Source organism: Microbacterium sp. Leaf351 (assembly GCF_001423825.1).
GTDB lineage: Bacteria > Actinomycetota > Actinomycetes > Actinomycetales > Microbacteriaceae > Microbacterium > Microbacterium ginsengisoli.
Genome location: NZ_LMPK01000026.1, coordinates 1,215 through 4,275, shown reverse-complemented (window position 1 = coordinate 4,275; position 3,061 = coordinate 1,215). Strand labels below are relative to the sequence as shown.

Below are 3,061 nucleotides of genomic sequence, written 5' to 3'. Positions count from 1 at the left end.
CACGCCGGGCCGACGTGCCGCGCGTTGTCTCTGCGTCCGCGGTTACAGGGCGCGCATGGCGCCCCCTCGACCGCGCGCCCTGCGGGCGACTCGTGCGGTCGGCTTATGTCGGGCGAATATCAGCCCGGCGGTTATAGGACCGTGAGCGACTGAAGGTCGAACCCACGCTCGGTGATGTCGAACACGAGGAGCCCCGGATCGGAGTCGTCCCCGGTGAGGTTGCGGAACCAGTCGGACCCGTTGTCGAGCGTCGGCGCCTGAAGCCACCACTTCGCCCGTCCCGTGTACGGATTGCGTCCGGTCGGCATGACCGACAGTGAGTGGAAGTGGCCGGTCACGAGAACGTCGGCGGCGCCCACTGGCTGCCCGCCGTGCTGCTGCCCCCGCCACCACTCGACCGCCCGGCCCGCCCGGTACTGGTTGCCGTGCACGACGCCCAGCACGGTCCCCAGGACATCGAGCGTGACCGCCTCGTCGTGCTGCCCCGGCAGATGCCAGTCGACGTCGAACCCGTGCGCACGCGCGAGGCGCTCGACGTGCCGGTGCACGTGAAGGCCGAAGTCATCGCCCGGTCGACCGAGCTGCCGCTTCCCCGACCGCCACGCGGTGTGATTGGACGGCACGCCGAGCACGTCGACATGCCCATGCCGGCGAAGGATCGACACGAAGTCGAACAGGATCAGGCCGGCCATGTCCATCTGCTGCGCGAGCGAGAGATCGTTCGTGAACGCCGGATTGCCGCCCGACTCGAACCCCTCGAACAGGTCGCCGGCCTCCGCGAGCACCGTGCGCGCCGGCTTCCGGTCGCGGAGGTGACGTGCGAGAGCGGCCTTCTTGACCTCGAGGCGCTCGAGCAGCTCAGGCGTGCCGCCCCGCGAACCCGTCTTGCCGATCTGCGGGTCAGAGAGCACGGCGACGGTGACCGGACCCGACTCGACCGGCCGCAACGCGGGCCGCGGCTTGCGGCGGGCGGCGGCGGCGAGCGCGGGAAGATCGAGCTTCGCCGAACGCGGCCGAGAGCGGAAGAAGTACGACACCCGCCACTGCCCGTCGGGGAGCTGCTTGCGCCATTGGTTGATCGTCCCGACGACCTCGATCTCGGCCGGGTCGTACCCGAACGAGCGGAGCAGCTCGGCGTCGGTCGCGACCGGCTCGATAGGCCCCGTCACGATCTCGACCTCGTCACCGCGGACCACTTGCCGCGCGCGCCACTCCGCGGGGACATCGGGCACCGTTGCGCGCACCTCGTCAGCCAGCGACATTCAGCGCCCTCCGATACTTCCCGACCTGGACGTCAGAGACGTCGAGCCCGTGCCGGGCGAGCAGCGCATGCACGTCGACATGCCGCCACGCGGGGTCGCTCAGGGCGCGCATCGCCGCCTCGCGGTCGGCGGCGTCGAGCCGGTCAAGCCAGTCGTCGATCTTCGTTCGCCGACGCGGCGCCTCCGGCGGTCCCGCGTTCACGTCGTCACTCAGTGACATGTGAGACTCCCTCCGCTCGATCGGTAGGTAGAGCAACGCCCCACAGCGCCCGCGACCGTGTGCGCCAAGAATCGACCCGCGGCGCCCGCAGAATGCGCGGCGACTCGACGACGGGTGCGTGAGGGCAGAAGGTGAGGGTCAGCGGCGGCGGGGCGCGCCCCCAAGCCGGGCACGGCTGGGGAAGCTATGGACCCAGGGAGTGTCACATCGGACTCACCCCCTTTGGCCAGGGCAGCGGGAACGCGAAAGGCCCGGCAGAGTCGCCGGGCCTTTCGTCATTTATCGCGCAAGCTGAGCTTATCAAGACCACGCGACACACCGCAAGCGGTAAGGTCGATCCGCCTTTGTCTAGCCCGACTTGACTTGTAGTGTCTAGTCGGGCTAGACTATTCTCATGATCAGCGAGCAACCCACACGCAAGGTCGTCAAGATGATGCGCAACGCCGGATGGAGCCCCCTCCGCACCGTCGGATCGCACACCGTCTGGCAGTCCCCGACCGGAGCGACCTTCACGCTCCCCGACGGGCACCGCACCATCAGCCCCGGCGTGTACCGGAACCTGCTCAAAGCAATGGAGGAAGGCGAATGAGCGACACATATAGCCCCGAGAACATCGCCCGCTCCCGCGGGCGGGCCGCGTGGTTCCGCCGCGCAGCCACCGAATCCGACGAGATCACCTCGGCCGAGTACCTAGCCGCCGCCGAAGCTATCGAACTAGGCGCAGACATGCGCGAAGCCGCCGCACTGGAAGGAGTCACCCGATGAAGCACTACACCGCCACCGCGAGCCGCGACGGGAAATGGTGGATGATCCGCATCCCCGACCTCGACGGGCTCACCCAGACCCGCCGCCTCGGCGACGCCGAGAGCACCGCCCGCGAGTACATCGCCGCAACACTCGACGTCGCACCCGACGACATCGCCGTGACCGTGACCGTGTCCGACGTGAACGGACTCGACGTGCTCGCCGAGACGCACGCGATCAGCGCAGCACGATCGGACGCCGCCGCCCTCGAGCGCGCAGCATCCGACCGTGCCGTCAGCCTCGCGAAGCGCCTCGCCGCCGCCGAGATCCCCGTCCGCGATATCGGCACGATCATGGGCGTCTCCCACCAGCGCGCCGCGCAGCTCGTCAACACCTGAGCGCCGCTCCCCCTGCGGCCCCCGAGATCGCGTCTCAGCCCAGAGGCGCAAGGAGGTGAGGTAGTCGATTCGGTGTGGCGTCCGACTATGCGCCGGCCACCAAGCAATGACCAGACACTTCGCCACCGATCCGCCGCGCACTCAATGATTGCCGACGGATACATTGAGTGCAGATTCGGCTTCAACCGACATGCTCCACTCGGCATTCAAAAACGCGCAGCGCGAGTAATCCGCCTGTCGGCCGGTTCCCATCAACGAGAGGCTGGATGTACACAATGACAAACCCGGCGCGAGAACTCGCCGACATGCTTACGGGATGGAAGAACATCCCCCCCGGAAAGAACGTCCACATGCTGCGGACCACTCACACGGGCGATCTTGACGCGTGGCGAACCCAAGCGCACGCAGCCGCACTGCTGGGAGACGTTGACCGATTT

The 3,061-nt window shown here is 68.1% G+C and carries 5 protein-coding genes; 3 read left to right on the top strand and 2 right to left on the bottom strand.

Annotated features, from left to right (window positions below; all coding sequences use genetic code 11):
- Positions 1-131: 131 nt before the first annotated feature.
- The gene (locus ASG00_RS08185; protein WP_056208393.1) at positions 132-1,262 is read right to left on the bottom strand and encodes a hypothetical protein; all 1,131 of its coding nucleotides are present in this window, start codon (positions 1,260-1,262) and stop codon (positions 132-134) included.
- Positions 1,249-1,482 (bottom strand): hypothetical protein, encoded by a 234-nt coding sequence (locus ASG00_RS08180; protein ID WP_056208390.1) that lies wholly within the window; start codon positions 1,480-1,482, stop codon positions 1,249-1,251. The genes ASG00_RS08185 and ASG00_RS08180 overlap by 14 nt, the downstream gene beginning before the upstream one ends.
- 394 nt (positions 1,483-1,876) lie before the next feature.
- On the opposite strand from ASG00_RS08180, the gene ASG00_RS08175 reads away from it, so the two are divergent.
- From ASG00_RS08175 to ASG00_RS08165, 3 genes are read left to right on the top strand one after another with little or no spacing between them, the layout of a single operon-like run.
- Positions 1,877-2,071 (top strand): type II toxin-antitoxin system HicA family toxin, encoded by a 195-nt coding sequence (locus tag ASG00_RS08175; protein ID WP_056208385.1) that lies wholly within the window; start codon positions 1,877-1,879, stop codon positions 2,069-2,071.
- Positions 2,068-2,247: a hypothetical protein gene (locus tag ASG00_RS08170; RefSeq protein WP_056208381.1), complete on the top strand. Its 180-nt coding sequence runs from the start codon at positions 2,068-2,070 to the stop codon at positions 2,245-2,247. Before ASG00_RS08175 ends, ASG00_RS08170 begins: the two co-directional genes overlap by 4 nt.
- Complete coding sequence (locus tag ASG00_RS08165; protein ID WP_056208377.1) at positions 2,244-2,624, top strand: hypothetical protein; 381 nt, start codon at positions 2,244-2,246, stop codon at positions 2,622-2,624. Before ASG00_RS08170 ends, ASG00_RS08165 begins: the two co-directional genes overlap by 4 nt.
- The last annotated feature ends 437 nt before the right edge of the window (positions 2,625-3,061 follow it).